Genomic DNA, 20,204 nt, shown 5'->3' with positions numbered 1-20,204 from the left:
GTATAGAAAGTTGACCCAAATAATGAAAATTTTTTAATTCTAAGTCACATCTTTTTAAACAATTCTCTTAATTAGCTAATCTATAGCGCATTATTTTTTTCTCCTTATTTGGCTTGATAATTTTCTAAAAAAAGATAGGGGTATCGATGTTATCGAACCTCTATCTTTTTTAAAATTCAAATGTTGTATTATTCTTTTATACTAGACCAAACCTTATCAAAGGCCTCAATAGCCTCACCAATATCCTTCAGATGCTCACCCTTCTTAACGGCTTCCTCCGGCGGATAAACTGCAATATCCTCCAGAATTGCTTTGTCCATAAGTTCCCAAGCACCACGGTTTGGATTAGCATATGGGAATTCCTTTGATATTTCTACGCTTATTTCCGGCTGCATTATAAAGTCCATAAACAGCTCTGCGGCTTTGACATTGCCTGCAGTCTTTGGTATTACGAAGTTATCCAACTGAAGAAACAAACCTTCCTCCGGAATTATACACACTATATTAGGATTTTCTCTCTGGGCCAGGGAAATTTCTGCTCCCCATACAAAGCCCACAGAGGCTTCTCCGTTTATAAGCAGGGTCTTTGGACTGTCACTGTCATAGGCTTTGATATTTGCTTGAAGAGCCTTCAGCTCTTTTTCAGCTTCTGCAAGAGCCTGTGGATCTGTTTCATTTAAAGAGTAGCCAAGTTTCTTTAAGGTCATACCGATTATAGCTCTTTGGTCATCCAAAACAACAAGGGAGCCCTTTAGTCTTGGATCCCACAAGTCAGCATAGCCCTTTACTTCAAAGTCTACTTTTGAAGTATCAACACCAATGGCAGCAGTGGTCATCATATAAGGTATACTATATTTATTTCCGGGGTCAAAGTCATTATTGAGATACTTGGAATCCATATAATTGAGATTCGGTATGCTATCTAAGTTTAACTCCTGTAAAAGGTCTTGTTTCAGCAGTGCTTCCACCATATAGTCGCTGGCTACCACAAGGTCATAATTATTACCGCCGGCCTGAAGCTTTGCCAGCATTTCCTCGTTGGAGGAGAAGGTGGAATAATTAACTTTTATATTATATTTTTCCTCAAACTTATCTATAACAGACTGAGGAAGATATTCTGACCAGTTAAATACATTCAGCTCTTCCTGTGGCTTCTGTCCTCTGTGAGCCAAGGCAAATACTCCGGAAGACATGGCTATTATGGCCACAAGGAATACTGAGGCAAACTGCAGTACTTTCTTCTTATGGGCTGAAGCTTTGTTTAAGAGCTCCATTAAAACAACGATCACCACGGTAAACAGCAGCATAATAGTAGAAAGCGCATTGATTTCCGGAGTAACACCGAACTTTACCATGGATAAAACTTTCAGCGGCAAGGTCGTACTTTTGGGCCCTGCCACGAAGAAGCTGATTATTACATCATCCAATGAGAGAGTAAAAGCCAGCAAACCTCCGGATATTATACCTGGCATTATAACCGGTAAAGTAACCTTAAAGAAGGTCTGCAAGGGGGTTGCACCCAAGTCCATTGCGGCTTCCTCAAGATGCTTGTCAAAGCCTTGCAATCTTGACTTTACTACCACTACTACATAGGAAACGCTGAAGGTAACATGGGCAATTATCAGTGTGATTAAGCCCATCTCGAAGTCAATTACCTTCTGAAGCATGGAGAAGAAAGAGAGCATGGCAATACCCATAACTATTTCAGGAATAACTATGGGCACGAAGAGTACCGCATCCAATATGCCCTTACCCCTGAACTTATAGCGGTACATTCCCACGGCAGTTATAGTTCCTATCATAACCGATAAAATAGTACTGGTCACTGCTATAAGTAAGGTATTCTTCAGAGCTTCCAAAATGGTGTAGTTAGTGAATAAATTTTTATACCATTTCAGGCTGAATCCTGTCCACACTGCGTTAAGCTTGGACTCATTAAAGGAAAACAGAATCAAAATCAAAATAGGCATATATAGAAATAAATATATCAGTATACTGTAAGAAGAAAGTAATTTTGAGTTCTTTTTCATTTCTACATCACCTCCAGTTTATCCTTTGATCCGCCTAACCTTGTAAAGAGCTTAAGAAGGACAAACATTATCAGCATAATAATTATTGAAACTGCAGAACCAAAAGGCCAGTTTCTGGATTGCAGGAATTGATTCTTTATCAAATTGCTTATCAAGGTTATTTTGCTTCCGCCCATAAGGTCCGGGATAAAGAATAAGCCCAAAGTAGGAACGAAAACAAGCAGACAGCCGGACAATATACCGGACTTTGTCAGCGGTAAAGTAACCTTTAAGAAGGTCTTTCTGGGATTTGCTCCAAGGTCAGAAGCAGCCTCCAGCAGTGAAAAGTCCAGCTTTTCAATGGTAGAATAAAGAGGCAGCACCATAAAGGGGAACATGGTATAAACCATTCCAAGTAAAACAGCCCCTTCATTATATAGCATCTTCAGCGGCTCTTTTATCAAGCCAAAGTTCATTAAATAGGTGTTTATAATACCTTCTGTACGAAGCAGGATAATCCATGCATAGGTTCTTATGAGAGAGTTCGTCCAGAAGGGTAGTATTATAAGCATAAGCAGTATACTTCTGTATTTCTTTGAAGACCTTGCAACAAAATATGCAAAGGGATATCCAAATAACAGGCATAAAATTGTAGTCATCAATGATATAAAAAGGGAGTTACCCAGAATCTTTAAATAACCCAAGTCAATGGATTTTTTAAAGTTTCCCAAGGTAAAGCTGTAATCTATAGTTCCAACGGCAGTTCTTTTACAAAAACTCATGATAATTATAAGGATTATGGGCACAACGAAGAATGCCAGCATCCAAGTCATAACCGGTCCTAAAGTTGAAAGAATTCCTATAAATCTTTTGGGTAAGCGAAGTTTTCTGGCGGCCCCAGGAGGGGGTTCTAAATTCTTTAATTCCGTATTCATGCGCTGATCACCACCGCATTCTCCGGATTCCAAGTAACAAATAGGTCGCTCTCACTATTTGCTATACTGTACACGTCTCCGGCTGGTTCGCTTACAATTACATCCTTACCATTTTTTAAGGTAACGATAGTTCTTATAACTGATCCGATATATATTCTTTCCTTATACTTGGCCTTTAAATAGGAATCATTGACTTCCGGTGCTGCCTTTAGCTTCAATCTTTCCGGTCTTATAGCAAAACATATAGGATCATTAATCTTGCCATTGGTTTCTTTTAAGAAGACTTCTTGTCCATCTTCTAAGGTCACACTAAACTTACCATTTGAAGAACCACTTATTCTAGCATCAAATAAGTTGGTTTCACCAATGAAATCGGCCACAAATTTAGTAGCGGGTCTTTCATATATTTCATCTGGCGTGCCAAGCTGTTCTATCCTTCCGTTATTCATTATACAAATTCTATCTGACATAGTCAGGGCTTCTTCCTGATCATGAGTAACGAATACGAAGGTTATTCCAAGCTGCTGCTGTAAATGCTTCAGCTCTACCTGCATCTGCTTTCTAAGTTTCTGGTCAAGGGCTCCTAAGGGTTCATCCAAAAGTAAAACCTTAGGATTATTTATAATAGCTCTGGCGATAGCTACACGTTGTCTTTGACCACCGCTGAGCTGGTCTGGCATTCTGTTCTCCATTCCCTCTAGCTGAACAATTTTCAACATAGCATTAACTTTTTCTTTAATCTCACTTTTGGAAACCTTTTTTAAGGTCAAACCAAAGGCGATATTATCAAAAACATTCATATGAGGAAAAAGGGCATAACTCTGAAAAACTGTGTTTACTTTTCTTTCGTAGGGTGCCTTTTCAGAAACATTCTCATTATCGATATAAACAGTGCCTCTTGTACATTTTTCAAAGCCGGCAATCATTCTCAGGGTTGTAGTTTTACCACATCCGCTGGGACCCAAAATGGTAATAAATTCACCTTCTCTTATATCCAGAGAAATGTCATTAACTGCAGCGTGTGATTTGTCATGATCGTCATCATCAAAAACCTTTACAACGTGCTCCAACTTTACCATTGAGTGTGTCACTCCGTATCAACTCCTTTTTACATACAGCTAAATTATTTATAAAGTACAAAAACCCCTCCGTGGCAGCAGGTGCCAGGAAAAGGTTTATTCCCAATTTCTACTATAATTACACAACCGCTGTATAATTATAATATCAATTATTTATATCATATATATTTGGTAACTGCAATAAAATTTTATTAACTTTTCAATAATTTTTTATGTTTAAAGTATATGCAGGAAATCGTATAGCCATCAGTGTTAACACGGGATTATTTACGTTAAAAATATTCAGCATTTAGGATATATTTCGATATCTTACACTGAAGAAGACAGCAAGATAAATTGAGGGGATTTTAGTGTCTTGTACTTATAATTATACTGATAGTTGGTATATAAATAGTTTGTTAAGCTTGGTATAAATAATGATGCTTTTAAAATCTTTTCCAATCCCCTATACTAAATATAAAGTAAACTTATTATATGAGGAGCGATATATATGAATAATGGAAGATTGCATAGAGTAATGGCGAATATGATGAAGCACAACCTGGATCAAATGATTGTTTCATCTGCAGCATCAATATTTTATTTGACAGGAAAATGGATAGAATCCGGGGAGAGAATGCTTGCACTGTACATCAATACTAATGGACAATGTAAGCTCATTATAAACGAGCTGTTCCCACTAGAGCAGCAAGCAGGGCTGGAAAAGCTTGTTTATAACGACAGAGAGGATGCTGTTCAGCTGATGGCTGATATAATAGAAGACAAGAAACTTGGTATTGATAAAACTTGGCCATCACATTTTTTAATAAGATTAATGGAAAAGAAAAGTGGTTTGACTTTTGTTAACGGTTCTCCTATTTTGGATGAGGTAAGAATGATAAAGGATGCTGAAGAAATCCATCTGATGAGAGAAGCTTCCAAGGTGAACGATAAAGTGATGGCTGAGGTGATGGAGCTCATAAAGGAAGGCCATGAGGAAAAGAAGATCTGTAAGCTGCTTGCAGACTTATATGAAAAACATAATACCTATAGCTTTTCCTTTTATCCATTGATTGCCTATGGAGCAAATGCTGCAGAACCTCATCATGCTTCTGACAATACGGTGATTAAGGCGGGAGACAGTGTTATTATAGACATTGGTGGCATAACAAACTATTACTGCTCTGATATGACAAGAACTGTATTTTATAAGAATGCTTCCGAGGAAGCTTCCAAGGTATATAATTTGGTGTTAGAGGCTAACAGAAAGGGAATTGAAGCGGTAAAGCCGGGAGTAAGACTTTGTGATATAGACAAAGCTGCCAGAAATGTAATTGAAAAAGCAGGTTATGGTGAATATTTTATACATAGAACTGGTCATAATATTGGAGTCGAGGTTCATGAGTTTCCGGATGTAAGTTCTGTTAATAAAATGGTAGCTGAGCCTGGAATGATTTTTTCAGTAGAACCGGGCATATATCTTCCAGGAAAGTTTGGAGTTAGAATTGAGGACTTAGTGCTTGTTACAGAAAATGGCCATGAAGTACTAAATAACTATACAAAAAAATTACAAGTAATTTAATGTTAGAAAAACATGGATAGCTTGCCTCTGTTTTCATAGTGTATTAGCTGTAAAACTGCACAAACTTATACTACAAAACAATATAAAAGGAGGTAACACAGATGGCAAGAAACAATAACAACAGAGTATTAGTTCCACAAGCAAGACAGGGATTAGACAGATTTAAGGCTGAGGTAGCTAGCGAAATAGGATTAGCTAACTATGAAGCTACTGATAAAGGCAATCTTACTTCCAGACAAAATGGTTATGTTGGTGGAACAATGGTTAAGAAAATGGTTGAAGCTTACGAAAAAGGACTATAATCATCTGACAATTAGCTAGAAGGCACTCCGGTTGGAGTGTCTTTTTTTAATGCAAAAATTACATAATTTATAATGTAAAGTTTATAAAAAAGTATTCACATTAGAGATTTTTTTTGTAAAATATATATGTATATGAAGCAGTTTTGAGATTTTATCATATAATAATTTGTTAAGAAAAATGTAAGAAATTACGTATAGGATAATGAAGAGTTGTCCTTTATAATATATTTATAACAATGGATTGGGAGTGAATTTTTTAATGTGGAGTAAAATAAAAGAAAATTGGAAGCATCTTATGTTTATGCTGGCTATACCTGCGGTATCAGCTTTTTATCCATTGTTCAACAATGCTAAGAATGGTGCTCAGATGGTTTTCTTACCTATTGATTATAAGGTTCCCTTTATTAAAGAATTTATAATACCTTATATTGCCTGGTATCCTTTTATTGTATTGACTATGGTATATCTATGCCTAAAGGATAAGAAAGTCTATTATCGAACCTTGACCAGTATAATTCTTGGATTTATTTCATCCTTTGCAATATTCTATGTATTCCAGACTCATGTTCCAAGACCTGAGGTAGTAGGAGATGATATTTTTTCAGTACTTGTTAGGTTGATTTACAGCAATGATCAGCCCTATAATTGTTTCCCAAGCCTTCACGTACTTGAGAGTCATCTGATGGTAATGGGAGTAAATGCCCTTGAAAATAAAAGCAAGAAGGTTCAATATTTTGTTATATTTACTTCCGTCATGATAATCCTATCCACCCAGTTTATAAAGCAGCATGTGGTTATTGATATCATAGGAGGATTATACTTGGCAGAGGTTATATTTAATGCAGTACCGGGATTAAAGAGAATTGTACTTACTCTGTGGAAGAGAAGATCTAAGATATTGGAAGGTTAATATAAGTTATGCAAAAGAGCTTGAGATGAATGTCTCAGGCTCTTTTTGTTGATGAAGTATAATTACATTCATTTGTAAAAGGTACTTTATATGTTATAATTTGGTTAAGATTATTTTTATCTAAAAAGTGACTAACAGGGGGGATATCAATTAGAATGAAGAGAACAATATGACACAGAAAAGACAATGTTTGGATTGGAGCCGGTGTTATTATAGTACCTGGTGTGACCGTCTGCGAAAATAGCGTAATTGGAGCTGGAAGTGTAGTAACCAGGGACGTGCCTCCTAATGTAGTTGCTGCCGGTAATCCTTGCAGGGTTATTAGGCAGATTACAGAGAGAGACAAAATTATTAAGTAGATATAGTAAGCATAAAAGTGTTAAAGGAGAAAGCTAATCATGGAAAAAGAATTTGATATATATACCCAAGATGGCAAGCGATTACATATGTATAAGTGGGATAATGCCAATAATATCAAGGGAGTAGTGCAGTTAGTACATGGATCCTGTGAGCATGCCGGCAGATATGAGGACATATGCGAGTTTCTAAATTCCCGAGGTTATATAGTATATGCCCATGACCACAGAGGGCATGGAAAAACTGAAGACAACATTGATGATTTGGGATTTTTTGCTGAAGAAAAGGGCTGGGAGAAGCTTATAGAAGATTTAAAGCTTGTAAATGATAGGATACATCAGGAAAACCCCGGTAAGCAAGTAATAATGCTAGGTCACAGCATGGGATCGTTTTTGGCCCGGCATTATGCCATTTTGTATGGTACAACAATTGATGCATTAATCCTTTCAGGTACTGCACATAATCCAAGACTTTTACTAAGGCTGGGGCTTTTTGCAGCAAATCTTGAAATAAAAAGGAGAGGTCCTAAGTTTAGAAGCCAATTTATATATAAAATGTCCTACGATTCTTTTAATAAAGGCTTTAAGCCCGCTAGAACAAAGTGCGATTGGCTGTCTACCGATAAGAAAGAAGTGGATAAATTTCTTGCTGATGAACGGTGCGGTTTTGTTTTCACTGCAGCGGCATTTAAAGATATGTTCAAAGGACTTTTATTTATAACGGACCACAAAAATATATCAAAAATGAGAAAGAACTTACCTGTGCTTATTATATCCGGAAAAGATGATCAAGTGGGCGGTAGGGGAAAGATGGTAAGAAAAACCTGCAATGTATTTACTGATGTGGGAATAAAGGATATAACCTTAAGGCTATATGAGGGAATGAGACATGAAATTTTTAATGAAATAGAGAAGTTGAAGGTGTTCGAGGATATGTTGAATTGGATGGATGAAAGGATTGATGATTAGCACATATAAGGAGATACGGTATGACTACAAAAGCATTGCGATTAAAGGGACTGAGATTTGTTTCTGAGGAAATGCTGCATAAATGTCTGGGGGTAGAAGCCGGTTTCGTTACGCCATTTGGGCTTATAAATGATAAAGATAGAGAGGTACAGGCATGAAAATAAGAATGTTAATCGAAAATGAAAAATTAGAGACTTGCCCGGAACTAGTAAAGGAAAACGGGATTTCTATGTTTATTAACTACAATGGAGAGAATATATTATTTGATACCGGTGCAACCGGTGAATTCATAAATAATGCAGATAAGCTTGGAATAAATATAGAGGATATTGATACAGTAGTTATTTCTCACGGCCATATGGACCATGCCGGAGGCTTGTTAAAATTTTTGGAGAGAAATAAAAAGGCCAGAATATTTATGCACATCAGAGCAGGTGAGAAACACTTTGTTAAGCTCTTTTTTAAAAGTATAGAAGTTACTATGCCACAGGCTATATTTGAAAAGGGTGGAAACAGAATCAATCTCATAAATGAAACCACAGAAATATCTCAAGGCATATTTATAATTACTGATATCATGAAAAAAGAGCCATGGGTAAGGTTTAATAAAAAGATGCTTATGAAAAAGGATGGCAAGCTTTGCGAGGATGACTTTAAACATGAGCTGATTTTAGCCTTTAATAACAATGGAAAGCTTGTAATACTTACCGGGTGCAGTCACAATGGAGTAGTAAATATGATAGAAACAACAATAGCTAAGCTTCCACAACTTCCTATCCAAGCAGTTATAGGAGGATTTCATTTGGTTGGCATGCCCGGCTTAAACCTCTATGCCGAGTCGGAAGCCACTATAAAAGCACTGGCTAAACAACTATCAAGCTATAACATTGAAAAGATCTACACCTGCCACTGCACAGGCAAGAAACCGTACAAAATACTAAAAGATGAGTTGCAGGATAACATAGAATACTTATGTACCGGTATGGAGGTTGAGCTATAAGAGCTGTATGGGTTGGATACAAAGAATGAAAATTGCAAAGCAATTTTTGAAATTAAGAATTAAAAATTAAGAATTAAGAATGATGGAAAAGCCACACTGGGGTACTAGTCAAAAGATAGCACCGGCTGCTGGGGCAATCCTTCCTGCCTTTTTAACCTTTTTTATCAGGTTATCTCCTAACTTAAATTCAAGATACTCTATCCCTATGTAAATGACAAAAAGAAAGGGAATCATTCTTTGCAGTATCAACTAAAGCATCCAAAATAATGTCAGGCATACTTTCCTCCTAAAATGCAAATAATGTTAGCTTTAATATAAAAATATTCTAGCCATATCTTAGTAATTAAATACAATAAACACCGATATTATATTAATTTATCAATAGTGATTTTATAACTGCTAAATACTCCCTTACATAATAGGTTGGAGTGAGGTATGGGGTTATGGGAGCTGACCAACACTGAACTTCTTCAAAACCAGCTTTCTTTGCCAACAACTTTGAACGGTACATGTGAAAATTACTAGTGACAATGGTTATCCTTATATTTTCCCTGCTACCCATTCCCCTTATAAGAGCTTTGGTATATAAGAGATTTTCTTGGGTACTGGTGGACTTATCTTCTTTTATTATTCGGTCCTCTGCCACGCCCCTATCTATCAAATACTTCTTCATTGCTTCTGCTTCTGTTGTGGTCTCACCGGGGCCTTGGCCGCCAGACACCACAATTTTTGTTTCCTCCGGTAGGACTTTAATTAAGTCTAAGCCGGAATCAAGCCTTTGAGCTAAGGTAAGTGAGGGGGTATCTCCCCATAAGCCGGCACCAAGGATAACTACATAGTCTGGGGGACTAGCTTCCTTTTTATTGCCGGAACTGATAATTAGAAATTCCACAATGAAAAAAGATAGAATCAATAAAGCAGCAATGCCGTGGAAGATCCAGAGAGATACTTTTATAATCTTTTTTTCAGTATTGAACTCAACATAGAGATAAAGGTAGCCAAGTAGTCCAAAAATCAATCCTAATAGTACAAAGAAAGGCCAAAAGGAATTCTTATATATAAGGGTAGATAAACTGTTTATGAAACATAGAGCCGAAATGATAAAGAGAGCCTTGCCTGTTATATTTCTAAATTTACTCTTCAAAACATATCCTCCAATCAAAATATGATTATATATAGTAATATTATACAATAGGAAGTTGTAGGAGCCTATAATAAGTTCCTGTGAAAAAATATATTTTGGTGTTGACTTCACAACAGAATAAAATCTGTTGTGATACCTCATTATTTTTATGTCCTTTTTTAAATATAGTTGTACTTGTTGATAGGGTTAGTTTTTATACCCTGTTATCCGGTACGCTTTTTTAGGGTTAACACAATAAGGTTGATATTGTCCTTTCCATTAAGGAGGTTATTGGTGAAACAAAAGAAAAAGTTAGGACCATGAGAAAGGCGCCTGCCAGAATGGGAAACTCCGAGGCCAGACTGCTGTTTAGGAGGGAAGATTTAAACAAAAAAGTAGAATTACTGAGTGGGGGAGAAAGAGTTAAGGGGGCTCTAGCCAAGATAATGGTAGGTGACTTTAATGTACTTATACTGGATGAACCCACCAATTACCTGGATATCTACTCTTTGGAGGCAGTAGAAGAAGCCCTCAGGGGATATGGTACACAATAATTTTTGTTTCTCATGACAGAAGGTTCGTCAATAATGTTGCCAACCATATTCTGGCCATTGAAAATAATAAAATTATTAATTTTGATGGCACCCTCCAAGAATACCTAAATAAAAAAGAGCAAGGGGAAAAGAAGGAGGATAATGAAGTTGATGCAGCGACCACAATGATCATAGAAAATAGACTGGCAGAAATTCTGGGTAGACTCAGTATGCCATCTAAAAAAGATGATGTAGCAGCGCTGGATAAGGGGTATAAAGAATTACTTCAAAAACTTAGAACGCTAAAAAAGTAGCTTCATAGGACCTACTTTTCCACCAGTAAAGCATTCAGTTCTGTCACAGCAGTTACTTCATCGTTTATCATCTTCAGAACAAAAGCCCTGTGTTTTGGTGCTGTTAAATTCTCAAGAAGGGAATGGTATATTTTCACTATTTCAAAAGTATCAAGGAGTGCCCACATAAGGGCCTTCTTGATGCTGCCGTCGATATGAACGTCTCCTTGTGAACAGCTATAGCTTTTGCTTGTCAGCTCCATATATATGGCCTTTAAAGTATTACAATGTTCCTTTGATATGCTGACAATATTTTTTATGGTGCCGGATATATTGAGGTCAGATATTTGATCCAATAGCTTTTCAAAATACATTGAATTTCTATTTTCTTTATTAATAAGGAGTTCCAAATTTTTAATAGTGCCTTGAAGGTAATCACTACTTTCAGGCTTATAATCCTTTAAGGGTAGATTTGACATATTAATACCTCTCTATCGTAATTTTTATCCTAATATAGCTTGGATAATAAATCTTATGTTTACATTCTTTACAATAGAAGAGGTTTTTAAACTTACTTTATAGTTTTACCCTATACCAATATCTATATTTTTCTTTAAAGCCAAACTTATTATATAGATGAACAGCGGGAATGTTTCTAATCATGACCTGAAGATAAGAGTATTGGGCACCTTTGTCTCTTCCTAAGTTCAATAGGTTAAGAAGCAATTGCTGACCATAGCCTTTTTCTCTAAACCGCTTGTCCACAACTAAGTTAAACAAGCCTATATAGTTGTTTTCTAATACACCCATACCGCAGGCAACGGGTATATCTTTGTCCATAAGAGTGATAAAATACTTTTCGGGTATTATTGAGGCAAGAGTTGTCTTTACAATATACATATGTTGGGGACTTATGTCACTGAATCTGCAATAATCCATTAACCATCTGTCTTCCAGAGATGAAGATATTTTTATGCTGTTAATAGTTGGAGATGGAATATTTCTTATATCCAGCACTCGGACACTGGTAGGTTCTATAGAAGTATAGCCCTTTTCCTTTAATGTGCTATCTAAGCCTTGATGGAAGTCTCCTGAGGTAAGCTTAAATATTATGGGCAGATTTTTATGATGGAATAGATTTTCACATTTATCTATTTTTGAATTGATATCAAGAGTAGAGGGATAAAGTGGATTAACTGAATTAGCTCTTTTGGTATAGCCTTTGGAAAGACGGATTATCCAGCCATCATAAAACAGGGTTTCTAGCGAAGGAACAGCATTAAAGGACATCTCTTCTATAAGTGTTATCATATAACCACCTCCAAGAATAAAAGAATTACTCCAGTAAAGAATTAATTCTTACTGGAGTATATATTTATCAATGATACATTCTAATCAAGTTTTAATCCTTTTAGCTTATCGCCAAACAGATCACCTAAAGTTGAGCCGGTATCCTGGCTGTTGTATTGAGAATAGTCCTCTTGTGGTTTGGCCACTGCTTCTTTTATGCTGAGGGCTATCTTTGATTTTTCATTATCGATATCGAGGATTTTAACCTTAACAGTATCTCCAACCTTTAATACATCAGAAGGCTTTGTGATTCTATCTTCAGATATTTCTGAAACATGAACAAGTCCTTCAACTCCAGACTCAAGTTCAACGAAGGCACCAAAGTCAACTACTCTTACTACTTTACCTTCCACTATGTTTCCTACAGCAAATTTTGCTGCTACTGAATTCCATGGATTCTGAGCAACATCTTTCAAGCTAAGGGAGATTCTATTACCTGCTTTATCAAAATCTAAAACATAAACTTCTACATTATCACCGACAGATACTACATCTGCAGGATTAACAACTCTCTTCCAAGATAAATCGTTGTTGTGGATAAGACCGTCTATTCCTCCAAGATCCACAAAAGCTCCAAAACGGGCAAGTCTGGTAACTACACCGGTTCTCTTTTCACCCTTCTTCAAGGATGCCCATAAGGCTTCTTTCTTTTTCTCAGCTTCTTTCAATTCAACTTCTTTTCTGGATAAGATAACTCTCTTCTTTTCCTTATCAAGTTCCATTATTACAACGTCCATGGATTGACCAACAACAGTGTTTAGGTCTTCTACACGGTGTAATGATAGTTGTGAAGCAGGAATAAAGGCTCTAATACCGTTTATATCAGCAGTTACTCCGCCTTTTACAGCTTCTTTTACCTTTACGTTAATAGTCTTTCCTGCATCCTTAATCTCCTGAAGCTCATCCCAAATATGTATTGCATCAGCTAGCCTTTTGGATAAGGCCACATTACCTTCACCGTCATTAATTTCTAGTACATATACCAGTATTTCATCGTCCACTTTTACAACGTCCTTTGGATTAACTCTTGGGTCTGATGAAAGTTCTTCTCTAGATATAATACCGTCGGTCATATAACCTATATTAACAAGGACTTCGTCTTCTTTTACAGATAGAACCTTTCCTTTAATAATGTCTCCCGGATGAATAACCTTGAAGGAATCGTTTAATTCATTCATTAAATCCTGCATGCTGTTTTCCATGTTACTATCTCTCCTTTTTAGTAAAAAAATACATCATAAATATATTATATCAAATAGTTGTACATAAAATAACCCTTAATGATAACATATTATTCTTTTCTCCGGACTTCAAATTAAAAAGAGGTGCCCCTGTCCGTGACACCTCTTGATATTTTTTATTGAATTCCGATACTTTCAAGGTATTCGTCGTAAGTCATTCGCTTATCTACAATACCCTCTGGGGTAATATTGATAATTCTGTTTGCTATGGTCTGTATAAACTGATGGTCATGAGAAGTAAAGAGAACTATGCTCTTGAAATCCTGAAGGCCATTGTTTACGGCTGTTATAGATTCTAGGTCAAGGTGGTTTGTCGGTTGATCCAGAATTAATACGTTAGCACTACTTAACATCATTCTTGAAAGCATACATCTTACTCTTTCGCCTCCGGATAAGACCTTAGCCTGCTTCAGTGCTTCATCTCCTGAGAATAACATTCTTCCAAGGAAGCCTCTCAGATAGCTTTCTGATTTTTCATCGGAGAACTGTCTCAGCCAATCCACGAGGTTTAACTCTACATCATTAAAGAATTCGGAATTGTCTTTAGGGAAGTAGGCCTTAGTTATAGTAATACCCCACTTGAATTCTCCACTATCCGGTTCCATTTCTCCCATAAGTATCTTAAACAGTGTAGTGATGGCAATTTCATTGTCTCCGATAAAGGCTATCTTATCTCCCTTGGAAACTGTGAAGCTTACATTGTTCAGAACCTTAACTCCGTCTATAGTCTTTGAAAGGCCTTCTACTCTCAGAATGTCATTTCCAACTTCTCTTTCAGGCTTAAAGCCTACGAAGGGATATCTTCTGCTGGAAGGCTGAATATCTTCAATAGTAATCTTCTCTAGTAGCTTCTTTCTAGATGTAGCTTGCTTAGACTTAGATGCATTGGCACTGAATCGGGCAATAAATTCCTGAAGTTCCTTGATCTTTTCTTCCTTCTTCTTGTTCTGGTCCTTTAAAAGTTGTGTAGCCAGCTGGCTGGATTCATACCAGAAGTCATAGTTACCAACATATAGCTTGATTTTCCCGAAGTCAACATCAGCCATATGAGTACAAACTTTATTTAAGAAGTGTCTGTCATGGGATACTACGATAACAGTACCTTCAAATTCTATTAAAAACTCTTCCAACCAATTTATTGATTTAATATCTAAGTGGTTAGTAGGCTCGTCTAGTATTAGTACTCCAGGCTTACCAAAAAGGGCCTGAGCTAAAAGAACCTTAACCTTCTCGCTGCCACCCAGTTCTGCTACCTTTTTGTCATGAAGCTCAGTGCCTATACCTAGCCCCTGCAGTAATGATGATGCTTCAGCTTCAGCTTCCCAACCGTTTAAGTCAGCGAATTCGCCTTCCAATTCTGATGCTCTTATTCCATCTTCATCAGTAAAGTCAGCCTTTGCGTATAGCTCATCCTTTTCCTTCATTATCTCATATAATCTTGGATTACCCATTATTACAGTTTCGATTACACCAAACTCATCATACTGATAGTGGTCCTGTTTTAGTACGGACATTCTAACGCCGGGAGCTACGCTTACTTCCCCGGTATTAGGTTCTATTTCACCGGAAAGTATCTTTAAGAAGGTACTCTTTCCTGCACCGTTGGCGCCAATAACTCCATAGCAGTTGCCGGGAGTGAATTTTAAATTTACATCTTCAAACAGCTTTCTTCCGCCGTATCTCAAGCTTACATTTGTAACAGTAATCACTAATCAATCATCCTTTTCAATGTTTTTTGACATGCTTTCATATTATAGCATAATAATAAGCTCAAGCATATAGTTTTTATTCTTTTCAATGAATAATGAGTGATGAGTAATGAGCAATTATGGATGAAATTCAGCGGAGCTGAATTTCTACAAAAGTTATTATTTTAAAACTACGTTTCAGTAAGATTTTAAATTTTTTGTTTGGTAATCGCTACTTTTTTACTGATAATTTTATCGATACTCAAAAACGACCTCAATCCGTGCAGTGATTTCAATCTGACCGGGCAATATGGGTGTGGAAGAAGCCATTAACTTCATGGTTTGAGCTTCTTCCGGAAGGGTAACAGAGCTTTGTTCTGTAATCCTAATGGGGATAGGGTTAAGTTGAACACCGAAGTCGTAGGAAAGTTCCTTTGCCTTTTCTGAAGCACTTCTTACCGCCAAGCTTAATGCACGGCTGTAATATTCAGCAGGATTTTCTACGGAAAAGCGTACACTATCTACACGGTTAGCTCCACTGGCAATAGCGGTATCTATAATTTCTCCAGTTTTTGAAAGATCTCTTACGGTGACAGATAATATATTGGTAACCCTAAAGCCTTTAAACTCCTGTCTACCTTCTACAAAATCGTATTGGGGCTGGATATCAAAGCTTGCGGTGCCTATGTCTTTTCTGGAAACCTTCAACTTTAATAAGCTGTCTATAACAGCATTTGTCCTAAGGGTGTTTTCTCTTTGGGCTGCTTCCAGACTCATGTTTTCTGTAACAACGCCAAGATTCACTGTGGCAATATCCGGTTCAGCCTTAATGGAACCACTGCCGGTGACTTTCATCTTTCTTCTCATTGATGTACGTGGATTTGGGTCACTAAATCCATAATTTATCATTGATTAATCCCCTTTTAATATTATTATTCTCTATTATTATAATAGCAGTTAGGGGATAAGGGTTACAGCAGTTTTTAGCATATATAAATATTTATATAGGTTTAAAAACTGTTAAAAAATTATGAAAAATAAAAATAAAATTTATTGCATATTATAATAGGCTGTGCTATAATTACATAGTAGTTACGGTTAATTCCGTAGCAAGAGATTTAAATGATCAACAACATTCCCCTTTTGTCAGGAAGATGTGTTAATCAGTTTTTAAATCTTCACTATCAATCTAAAAGGAGGAATGTTGAAATGGCAGATAAAAATTTAGTATGCAAAGATTGTGGAAAAGAATTCGTTTTCACTGAAGGCGAGCAGGCTTTCTACAAGGAAAAAGGATTCGAAAATGATCCAGTAAGATGTCCTGAGTGCAGAAAAGCAAGAAAGCAACAGAACAACAGAGGATTCAGAAGATAATTCAATCCGACAACACACCCTATAAGAGAAATCTTATAGGGTTTTTTGATTTTGTGATTATACTTTAAATCTGCATATTTCAATGGACCCTTGATACATTGTGTAAAAATGTGTTAATGTGAATAGTATAATTAGTGTACAATTTTCTAAATGAGTAATGAGCAGTGAGTAATGAGTAATTGAGGAAGATTTTTCTCCGATTCTCTACGAAAAATCTTTAATTTTAATAGATTAGTGAGGAATGAATATGAGTAAAATATTGGTTTTAGCAGAAAAGCCTTCAGTAGGTAGAGACATTGCCAGGGTATTAAAATGCAGTAAAGGTGGCAATGGATACCTGGAAGGTGATAAGTATATAGTTACTTGGGCCCTGGGACACTTGGTTACCTTAGCGGACCCGGAACAATATGATGATAAGTATAAGGCTTGGAAGCTGGAGGACTTACCCATGCTGCCTTCACCCCTGAAGCTTGTAGTCACCAAGCAGAGTGGAAAGCAGTTCAATGTTGTTAAGGAACAGTTAAATCGAAAAGATGTAGACAGTATAGTTATAGCTACTGATGCGGGGCGTGAGGGGGAGCTTGTGGCCAGATGGATTATTGAAAAGGCTAATGTGAGAAAGCCCATAAAGCGTCTATGGATATCTTCCGTTACGGATAAGGCTATAAAAGAGGGCTTTAATAAGCTTAAAGATGGCAGAGAATATGAAAACTTATATCACTCTGCAGTAGCCCGTGCTGAAGCGGACTGGATAGTGGGCATAAATGCTACCAGAGCCCTGACTACAAAGTACAATGCTCAATTGTCCTGTGGAAGGGTACAGACACCAACCTTGGCTATGATAGCTGCCAGGGAAGAAGAGATCAGAAACTTCAAGCCCAAAACCTACTATGGCATAACAGCAGTGGCCCAGGGCATTAAGTTTACCTGGCAAGATGCCAAGTCTAAGGATATAAAGAGCTTTGATAAAGAAAAAATAGATATCATTTTAAAAAATATAAAGAATAAAGATGTTCAGCTTGTAGATATTGAGAAGACAGCTAAAAAGAGTTTTGCTCCGCAGCTTTACGATTTGACAGAGCTTCAGAGAGATGCAAATAAGTTCTTTGGATACTCTGCTAAGGAGACTTTGTCCATAATGCAGAGATTATATGAGAATTATAAGGTGCTTACCTATCCGCGAACGGATTCCAGGTATTTGTCCTCAGATATTGTAGATACACTAAAGGACAGAATAAAAGCCTGTGGTGTTGGACCTTACTCAAAGGCAGCCATGAAGCTTATGAAAAGTCCTATAAAGGCTAATAAATCCTTTGTAGATGACAGCAAGGTATCAGATCATCACGCCATAATACCCACGGAGCAGACCATATCCTTAAGCCTGCTCAGCGATAAGGAAAGAAAGATCTATGACCTTGTGGTAAAGCGTTTTTTAGCTGTGCTATATCCTCCCTTTGAATATGAGCAAACTACCCTGAGAGCAAAGATAGGGGAAGAGTCCTTTATGGCCAGAGGAAAGAGGGTATTGTCCTTGGGCTGGAAGGAAGTCTACGAAGACAGCTTTGATGAGGATGAATCTGAAGAGCTAGCAGAGCAAACTTTGCCGGAGCTTAATAAGGGTGACATACTTGAAGTGACTTCAATAGTTCAAACTAAGGGTGAGACAAAGCCGCCTGCTCCTTTCAATGAAGCTACATTACTTTCTGCCATGGAAAATCCGGTTAAATATATGCAGGGCGAGAGCAAAGAGCTGATAAAGACCATTGGGGAAGCCGGCGGAATCGGTACTGTAGCCACCAGAGCGGATATTATTGAGAAACTCTTTAACAGCTTTCTAATTGAGAAGAGGGGAAAAGACATATTCATAACCTCTAAGGGTAAGCAGTTATTAGACCTAGTGCCGGAAGAATTAAAGTCTCCTGCTCTTACGGCACAATGGGAGCAGAAATTGGGAAATATTTCTAAAGGAAAGCTGAATAAAGGTACCTTCATCAAAGAAATGAGAGAGTATGCAAAAGAAATTGTAGAGGATATAAAGAACAGCGGAGAAAAGTTCAGGCATGATAATATGACCAGAGAAAAATGCCCGGAATGTGGAAAGTACCTGTTAGAGGTAAAGGGCAAAAAAGGAAAGCTGCTTGTGTGCCAGGATAGAGAATGTGGCTATAGAAAGGGAATTTCTCAAATAACCAATGCAAGGTGTCCTAACTGCCATAAAAAGCTGGAGCTTAGAGGTGAGGGTGATAGCCGTATATTTGTCTGCAGCTGCGGCTATAGGGAAAAGCTTTCTGCATTCAACGAGAGAAAGAAGAACGAAAGTAATACTGTATCCAAGAAAGAAGTAGCCAGATATTTAAGACAACAAAGTAAACAAGAAGATATAGGTAATAATGCCTTGGCGGAGGCACTGGCAAAACTGAATTTAAAATAGTATAATAAGTAACCCTTCAGCTATACACTGTATATTTTATAGTGTACTAAGTATGCTGGAGGGTTATATGCATTTAATATCAATTCTTTTTTTCTGTTTGGCTTCAAGCTGTGATAATTTTGTTATTGGGATAAGTTATGGTGGAAAGGCTATAAAGATAAACTTTTCCAGCAATTTACTCGTGGCTGTGGTTTCATGCTTGGGAACCTTTTGTGCCATGTTGATTGGTAAGGGCGTTCAAGCTTTCATATCAAAAGAGCAGGCAAAAATGTTAGGAAGTACCTTATTAATTATATTTGGAATGTATATGCTGATCGGATCAATAAAGGCCCAGAAAGAGCATTCACTTTTGAAGGATAGGCCTACTAATCAATATTATGATTATATTGAGCATCCAGAATTTCTGGATAAGGATAATTCAAAGGAGATAGAACTTAAGGAGGCTGCAATACTGGGGGGTATTCTCAGTATAAACAATATTGGCTTTGGTATAGGAGTCAGTGTTGCAGGCCTCAATATATATATAACCTCTATAGTAACATTTATTTTTAGTATGTTATTTTTAAAGGTTGGAGTTTATATAGGACATAAAATATTGAATAGTAGTATATCTAAGTACAGTGAATATATATCTGCAATTATTATAATCTGTCTTGGTATATTAGAACTTATTATATGATTAGGAAGCTTAAAATTATTGAAGCAACTGTATACATTTAAGTATAAGTTTACTAAAGTAAAGTTTTTATTTATTGTTGACAAAATTAAAGAATGAGCATATGATATTATTAAGTTAGGCAATCCTATTGGATTAGTAGGAATAAATGCGTTGATAAGAAATAGTAGCATAATGTAAGCTGACAGAGAAAAGTCCTCAGTGGCTGAGAAGGGCTTTAAGTGTAAGTTATGTGAATGCGTCTTTGAGCACTGCATCGAAGGAGTAATACTCTTGTAGACTGCAGCGGGTACGCCTGTTATAGCGTTAAGGTATGTTAGTACCGAAGTAAAGGAGATATCATTATGCCTTTGCATATATGATAATTAGAGTGG

General features: G+C 36.8%; 21 protein-coding genes, 1 pseudogene and 1 other annotated feature (1 of these 23 cut by a window edge). Of the genes and pseudogenes, 12 read left to right on the top strand and 10 right to left on the bottom strand.

Annotation, left to right across the window (positions count from 1 at the left end):
* Window positions 1-188: 188 nt before the first annotated feature.
* Genes FHY60_RS16955 through FHY60_RS16945 form a run of 3 tightly spaced genes read right to left on the bottom strand, consistent with a single transcriptional unit; the run spans window position 189 to window position 4,035 of the window.
* On the bottom strand, window positions 189-2,030 hold the full coding sequence (locus FHY60_RS16955; RefSeq protein ID WP_139906125.1) for an extracellular solute-binding protein: 1,842 nt from the start codon (window positions 2,028-2,030) through the stop codon (window positions 189-191).
* Between the two features lie 2 nt (window positions 2,031-2,032).
* Window positions 2,033-2,944, bottom strand: coding sequence for an ABC transporter permease (locus FHY60_RS16950; RefSeq protein ID WP_139906124.1), 912 nt, complete (start codon window positions 2,942-2,944; stop codon window positions 2,033-2,035).
* Window positions 2,941-4,035, bottom strand: a complete 1,095-nt coding sequence (locus FHY60_RS16945) for an ABC transporter ATP-binding protein (RefSeq protein ID WP_243154678.1) — start codon at window positions 4,033-4,035, stop codon at window positions 2,941-2,943. The genes FHY60_RS16950 and FHY60_RS16945 overlap by 4 nt, the downstream gene beginning before the upstream one ends.
* 478 nt (window positions 4,036-4,513) lie before the next feature.
* Between FHY60_RS16945 and FHY60_RS16940 the strand changes: the two genes are divergently transcribed.
* The 7 genes and pseudogenes from FHY60_RS16940 to FHY60_RS16910 all read left to right on the top strand — a co-directional run bounded on the left by FHY60_RS16940 (window position 4,514) and on the right by FHY60_RS16910 (window position 9,121).
* Window positions 4,514-5,584, top strand: a complete 1,071-nt coding sequence (locus FHY60_RS16940) for a M24 family metallopeptidase (RefSeq protein WP_139906123.1) — start codon at window positions 4,514-4,516, stop codon at window positions 5,582-5,584.
* Window positions 5,585-5,685: 101 nt separating this feature from the next.
* Entirely contained in the window at window positions 5,686-5,886 is a 201-nt protein-coding gene (locus tag FHY60_RS16935; RefSeq protein WP_139906122.1) for an alpha/beta-type small acid-soluble spore protein, read from the top strand.
* Between the two features lie 259 nt (window positions 5,887-6,145).
* Window positions 6,146-6,796, top strand: coding sequence for a phosphatase PAP2 family protein (locus FHY60_RS16930; protein ID WP_139906121.1), 651 nt, complete (start codon window positions 6,146-6,148; stop codon window positions 6,794-6,796).
* A gap of 182 nt (window positions 6,797-6,978) precedes the next feature.
* Window positions 6,979-7,155 (top strand): annotated as a pseudogene (locus FHY60_RS16925) (DapH/DapD/GlmU-related protein); the annotation flags it as partial.
* A 39-nt stretch (window positions 7,156-7,194) separates the two neighbouring features.
* Window positions 7,195-8,121, top strand: a complete 927-nt coding sequence (locus FHY60_RS16920; RefSeq protein ID WP_139906120.1) for an alpha/beta hydrolase — start codon at window positions 7,195-7,197, stop codon at window positions 8,119-8,121.
* 20 nt (window positions 8,122-8,141) lie between these two features.
* Window positions 8,142-8,279, top strand: coding sequence for a YbaK/EbsC family protein (locus FHY60_RS16915; RefSeq protein WP_139906119.1), 138 nt, complete (start codon window positions 8,142-8,144; stop codon window positions 8,277-8,279).
* Window positions 8,276-9,121 carry an MBL fold metallo-hydrolase gene (locus FHY60_RS16910; protein ID WP_139906118.1) on the top strand — a complete coding sequence of 282 codons (846 nt, stop codon included), beginning with the start codon at window positions 8,276-8,278 and terminating at the stop codon, window positions 9,119-9,121. Before FHY60_RS16915 ends, FHY60_RS16910 begins: the two co-directional genes overlap by 4 nt.
* A gap of 108 nt (window positions 9,122-9,229) precedes the next feature.
* Here FHY60_RS16910 and FHY60_RS18090 read toward each other — a convergent pair whose 3' ends face one another.
* On the bottom strand, window positions 9,230-9,370 hold the full coding sequence (locus tag FHY60_RS18090) for a hypothetical protein (RefSeq protein ID WP_163193553.1): 141 nt from the start codon (window positions 9,368-9,370) through the stop codon (window positions 9,230-9,232).
* A 121-nt stretch (window positions 9,371-9,491) separates the two neighbouring features.
* A complete protein-coding gene (locus tag FHY60_RS16905) occupies window positions 9,492-10,265 on the bottom strand; it encodes a YdcF family protein (RefSeq protein ID WP_163193551.1) in 774 nt (257 codons plus the stop codon).
* 245 nt (window positions 10,266-10,510) lie between these two features.
* Between FHY60_RS16905 and FHY60_RS16900 the strand changes: the two genes are divergently transcribed.
* On the top strand, window positions 10,511-10,798 hold the full coding sequence (locus tag FHY60_RS16900; RefSeq protein WP_341472558.1) for an ATP-binding cassette domain-containing protein: 288 nt from the start codon (window positions 10,511-10,513) through the stop codon (window positions 10,796-10,798).
* Between the two features lie 164 nt (window positions 10,799-10,962).
* Window positions 10,963-11,091, top strand: a complete 129-nt coding sequence (locus FHY60_RS18565) for a hypothetical protein (RefSeq protein ID WP_279230420.1) — start codon at window positions 10,963-10,965, stop codon at window positions 11,089-11,091.
* Between the two features lie 11 nt (window positions 11,092-11,102).
* Here the strand turns inward: FHY60_RS18565 and FHY60_RS16895 are convergent, their stop codons facing one another.
* From FHY60_RS16895 to FHY60_RS16875, 5 genes are all read right to left on the bottom strand, one after another.
* Window positions 11,103-11,549: a hypothetical protein gene (locus FHY60_RS16895; RefSeq protein ID WP_139906115.1), complete on the bottom strand. Its 447-nt coding sequence runs from the start codon at window positions 11,547-11,549 to the stop codon at window positions 11,103-11,105.
* A gap of 97 nt (window positions 11,550-11,646) precedes the next feature.
* Window positions 11,647-12,381, bottom strand: a complete 735-nt coding sequence (locus FHY60_RS16890; protein WP_139906114.1) for a GNAT family N-acetyltransferase — start codon at window positions 12,379-12,381, stop codon at window positions 11,647-11,649.
* An 80-nt stretch (window positions 12,382-12,461) separates the two neighbouring features.
* Window positions 12,462-13,622, bottom strand: coding sequence for a 30S ribosomal protein S1 (gene rpsA, locus FHY60_RS16885; RefSeq protein WP_243122172.1), 1,161 nt, complete (start codon window positions 13,620-13,622; stop codon window positions 12,462-12,464).
* Window positions 13,623-13,777: 155 nt separating this feature from the next.
* Window positions 13,778-15,370, bottom strand: coding sequence for an ABC-F family ATP-binding cassette domain-containing protein (locus FHY60_RS16880; RefSeq protein ID WP_139906113.1), 1,593 nt, complete (start codon window positions 15,368-15,370; stop codon window positions 13,778-13,780).
* A gap of 231 nt (window positions 15,371-15,601) precedes the next feature.
* Window positions 15,602-16,258, bottom strand: coding sequence for an SIMPL domain-containing protein (locus tag FHY60_RS16875; RefSeq protein ID WP_139906112.1), 657 nt, complete (start codon window positions 16,256-16,258; stop codon window positions 15,602-15,604).
* A gap of 300 nt (window positions 16,259-16,558) precedes the next feature.
* On the opposite strand from FHY60_RS16875, the gene FHY60_RS16870 reads away from it, so the two are divergent.
* The 3 genes from FHY60_RS16870 to ytaF all read left to right on the top strand — a co-directional run bounded on the left by FHY60_RS16870 (window position 16,559) and on the right by ytaF (window position 19,833).
* On the top strand, window positions 16,559-16,723 hold the full coding sequence (locus tag FHY60_RS16870) for a zinc-ribbon domain-containing protein (protein ID WP_074366111.1): 165 nt from the start codon (window positions 16,559-16,561) through the stop codon (window positions 16,721-16,723).
* A gap of 247 nt (window positions 16,724-16,970) precedes the next feature.
* The gene (locus FHY60_RS16865) at window positions 16,971-19,154 is read left to right on the top strand and encodes a DNA topoisomerase III (protein WP_139906111.1); all 2,184 of its coding nucleotides are present in this window, start codon (window positions 16,971-16,973) and stop codon (window positions 19,152-19,154) included.
* A gap of 52 nt (window positions 19,155-19,206) precedes the next feature.
* Complete coding sequence (gene ytaF, locus FHY60_RS16860) at window positions 19,207-19,833, top strand: sporulation membrane protein YtaF (protein WP_139906110.1); 627 nt, start codon at window positions 19,207-19,209, stop codon at window positions 19,831-19,833.
* A gap of 141 nt (window positions 19,834-19,974) precedes the next feature.
* Window positions 19,975-20,204 (top strand) — a binding site (T-box leader) (it continues 29 nt past the right edge of the window).

Origin of the sequence: Clostridium thermarum, assembly GCF_006351925.1 — a bacterium.
GTDB classification, from domain to species: domain Bacteria; phylum Bacillota; class Clostridia; order Clostridiales; family Clostridiaceae; genus Clostridium_AU; species Clostridium_AU thermarum.
This window is presented reverse-complemented; position numbering and strand designations above follow the sequence as displayed.

Coding starts and splice junctions, on each gene's coding strand:
- rpsA (WP_243122172.1), bottom strand. CDS start 13,622: ATGGAAAACAGCATGCAGGATTTAATGAATGAATTAAACGATTCCTTC.
- FHY60_RS16890 (WP_139906114.1), bottom strand. CDS start 12,381: ATGATAACACTTATAGAAGAGATGTCCTTTAATGCTGTTCCTTCGCTA.
- FHY60_RS16865 (WP_139906111.1), top strand. CDS start 16,971: ATGAGTAAAATATTGGTTTTAGCAGAAAAGCCTTCAGTAGGTAGAGAC.
- FHY60_RS16895 (WP_139906115.1), bottom strand. CDS start 11,549: ATGTCAAATCTACCCTTAAAGGATTATAAGCCTGAAAGTAGTGATTAC.
- FHY60_RS16910 (WP_139906118.1), top strand. CDS start 8,276: ATGAAAATAAGAATGTTAATCGAAAATGAAAAATTAGAGACTTGCCCG.
- FHY60_RS16950 (WP_139906124.1), bottom strand. CDS start 2,944: ATGAATACGGAATTAAAGAATTTAGAACCCCCTCCTGGGGCCGCCAGA.
- FHY60_RS16915 (WP_139906119.1), top strand. CDS start 8,142: ATGACTACAAAAGCATTGCGATTAAAGGGACTGAGATTTGTTTCTGAG.
- FHY60_RS16930 (WP_139906121.1), top strand. CDS start 6,146: ATGTGGAGTAAAATAAAAGAAAATTGGAAGCATCTTATGTTTATGCTG.
- FHY60_RS16875 (WP_139906112.1), bottom strand. CDS start 16,258: ATGATAAATTATGGATTTAGTGACCCAAATCCACGTACATCAATGAGA.
- FHY60_RS18565 (WP_279230420.1), top strand. CDS start 10,963: ATGATCATAGAAAATAGACTGGCAGAAATTCTGGGTAGACTCAGTATG.
- FHY60_RS16955 (WP_139906125.1), bottom strand. CDS start 2,030: ATGAAAAAGAACTCAAAATTACTTTCTTCTTACAGTATACTGATATAT.
- FHY60_RS16870 (WP_074366111.1), top strand. CDS start 16,559: ATGGCAGATAAAAATTTAGTATGCAAAGATTGTGGAAAAGAATTCGTT.
- ytaF (WP_139906110.1), top strand. CDS start 19,207: ATGCTGGAGGGTTATATGCATTTAATATCAATTCTTTTTTTCTGTTTG.
- FHY60_RS16935 (WP_139906122.1), top strand. CDS start 5,686: ATGGCAAGAAACAATAACAACAGAGTATTAGTTCCACAAGCAAGACAG.
- FHY60_RS16920 (WP_139906120.1), top strand. CDS start 7,195: ATGGAAAAAGAATTTGATATATATACCCAAGATGGCAAGCGATTACAT.
- FHY60_RS16940 (WP_139906123.1), top strand. CDS start 4,514: ATGAATAATGGAAGATTGCATAGAGTAATGGCGAATATGATGAAGCAC.